The sequence below is a fragment of the Vibrio sp. 10N.261.52.A1 genome (genome assembly GCF_002876325.1).
Taxonomy (GTDB): Bacteria; Pseudomonadota; Gammaproteobacteria; order Enterobacterales; family Vibrionaceae; genus Vibrio; species Vibrio chagasii.
On the sequence record NZ_MCYD01000989.1, the window covers coordinates 1 to 3,226 of the forward strand.

The 3,226-nt window shown below is 43.3% G+C and carries 1 protein-coding gene; it reads right to left on the reverse strand.

Going from position 1 to position 3,226, the window contains the following annotated elements:
* Positions 1–453 precede the first annotated feature (453 nt).
* On the reverse strand, positions 454–3,226 hold a 2,773-nt coding region (locus tag BCT81_RS21430; protein ID WP_102425766.1), incomplete at its 5' end, for an AraC family transcriptional regulator.

Below are 3,226 nucleotides of genomic sequence, written 5' to 3' on the forward strand. Positions count from 1 at the left end.
GTACACCACAACCAAAAACCCAACAAATCATTAAATATCAAAAACTTATAAAAATGTCGCTTTTCTCATAGCCTTCTGTCGTTAATTTTATAAGTAAAATAAGTCACTAATCGTATAGTTACTCCATCGAAGAGAAACTCCTTCTCTTTAATTTAATTCCAGAGGTGATGTGGCTTGCCATATCACTCCGGCAGCAAGCGAAGGTGTCATTGGCACCCGTGGTATAGTCCCCCCGGCTATACCACGATATTTTTTTTCTTATCTTGTTTAATCCCTGCAAAACAATCTTCAAAAAACTAACCCAAACATCTCGTATCTCGTATCTCGTATCTCGTATCTCGTATCTCGTATCTCGTATCTCGTAGAAGCATAAAAAAGCCCCAACACGAATGTCGAGGCTTCAATGAAACTATCTGTCGTTAGCGTAAGACTGGCTGGTTAATATTGTTCGCTCTAGTCTTCACTGTTTTCAGCAAACTTAGATGGAGACATACCAAAGTGATGTTTGAACCTTTGGCTGAAATAAGACGGGTCATTAAAGCCAGAGTCAAAAGCAACGTCTGATATCTTCTCTCCCGCGAGTAACCGCTCACACGCATGCTCCAAGCGAACCTCATTCAAATGTTCTTTAAAGGTCTTGTTATAAGCTATCTTAAAGCGCCTTTGTAAGCTTCTCTCAGACATAAATAGATACTTAGCAGCAGTAGCGGTACCAAACTCAGCATCAGCGTAGTGCTCACTAACAAGCTGAGTCACTCGGTTCTTCCATTCTTGCTCTGCACTGAGCTTTAACTGTTCAGGTGAGGTATTAGCGAGCTTGATAGTCTCAATCTGCTCTATTGTATTGGTTTCGAGATTATCTAATACCTGATAGTCAATTGGCCAAGTAAGCTGCACCTTATTCTGAGATTCCGACACAAAAGCATTGAGCTCTCCACCACTCTGATTCACCAGCAATGGTAACTTTTCTATATTTAAGTCTGTCGACTTTCCACTATTATCACTGATGCTAGAGGTTAATTTAGGGAAAGGCATACCATGATCTAAGATGGTAACGACCAGGTGTTCTTTCAGCTCTTCAACCGTAACCATCATGCTCTGCGACTTAAAGTTGCGCTTGATGATGCTTGCGATCAGACTATTGAAGATAATATCGAGATTAAAATACAGTAAAGATACATGTCTGTGTTTCGTCTCTACTTTTATCTCTAGTTCAATACCTGCTTTAGCTAAGTCTTCTTGCCAAGCCTTTAGAACAGACTCCAAGATCAAGATCATATCGTAACCAACGGCACCACCACCTTGCCGGCGATTACTCAATTGAGCCAAGCCGTTTTTCAGAGCGAGAATCGGCGACTTACCTTGTTCATCGTTCCAATTAGGGAGCAGGGCTGCAACTTGGTTAACCTCTGAGGACAGTTCATCGGCGGTATGAGACACAAGCGCATTCTTAACCGATAACTGCTTCTTAAGTTGCTGATTAGTCGTCAGTAGTATCCGACTTTGGTGCCTCAACTGATCAGTTTTCAAAGCTACTTGTGCTTTAAGATGTCTGTTGGCAAAAGTGACGTAACGCGAACGCCAAAAAACCAAAATGGTGATCACACAAATCAGTAAGATAAGAGAGCTCGCAGCAGCCCAATTACTGAGATACCAAGGTTCCGCTATAGCGAAGCTTTGATTGGTGGAGACAAAACGATAGTGTGAATCCTTTACCGGCTTCACTTCGAGCGTATAATCTCCCGGAAGCAAGTGGTCGAGTGTTAATAAGCCACCTTCAAACTCACTCCAAGGTTCATCATCATTGAGTCGATACTCCATCGCAGGGGCAAATGTAGCAGGCAAAATGCCTAGCTTAAAGCCAATCGATGAACCATAAGGGATCTCGGCTAAATCCGCGGCCTTCCCACCCAATGATACGGTCTTTTGGTTAACACTTATCTTACTCAGCAATGCTCGGCTATGAGGCGTGGTAGATACCAACAACTCATTAGACAATGCACTCACCACACCATACTTAGAACCTAAAACTAACCGTGAGGATTGATTCTCCTCACTATAAAAGAGTTCACATGCACCGGCCGCCAATTCATTGGTGATCAAACCAAATGGTGAACCTATGTGCTTGTGCAGTTGACCATCCAGTCCATAATAGCTAAGTCCTTTTGAAGACCCCAACCACACACCATTCTCATCGCTAATCAGACAACTCGGACTGATATTCTCTTCAACCAAGGCGATCTCTTCTATCATCGAACCATCGTAAGGGATCCGATAAACGCCATAACTACCCGCAAACCACTGAGAGCCATCATTAGCTTTTTCTATATCAACCACTTTGCCAAATCGTTCGCTGGAACGACTAAAACTGATCCGTTTATCAACAAAGGAATAGAAGCCATGGTCGGTGCCGATGTAGACGCGACCTTGTAAACCAATATTTAGATCTGTAATTTTTGCTGGCAGGAACTTATCCACCAACCAATCCATTCCGTAGCCCGTAAGCTCCATATGGTCGATCGATAATGAATAGAGGCTTTGACCAGAGGTCATCCAAAGGGTGTTATCACCTTGAAGAGCAAAATTCTCGATGTGGACGCCTTCAATGGCTCTTGGCAAATTCAGCGCTTCAAACTCCAACGTCTCGGTATTGAAGCTTATAATCCCTTCTTCGGTCGCCAACCAAATTGACCTACCAAAAACCTGAAAGTCCTGTACTGGTTTGGGATATACGCGCCTAGGCCTCTCTTCAGTTTCAGAATCAACGAGGTAGAGGCCCATCGAAGATGCCACCCAAGATAGATGCTCACCGATTGGCTCAACTTTATTGATCACCATACTGCTGGAGTGCATGCCCATTCCGGTGAGTGGCGTTCTTGAGAATGTCTTACTAAACAAAGAAAAATACCGAATACCGTTGTTGGTCGCGACCCACATCCCACCAGCATGATCGTTAATTAGTGAGTAAATTTTCTCGCCCGGTAACGAAAAGTCTTGGTTAGCAGCTTGTTCAAAACGAGTGATTTCGCCGGTAATAAAGTTGTAACTAATCAAGCCGTGCTCAGTACCAATCCAATATTGATTCGTGGTTTCAGCAACAGAGAGCACATGCGAGCCATTGATCTTGGTCTCTTTCTCAGAATTAGCCAAATCAACAATCACAACACCATTTAATGTACCAATCAGTAATTCACGTCGCGCATTCGAAAAGTACACGGTCTCGGTG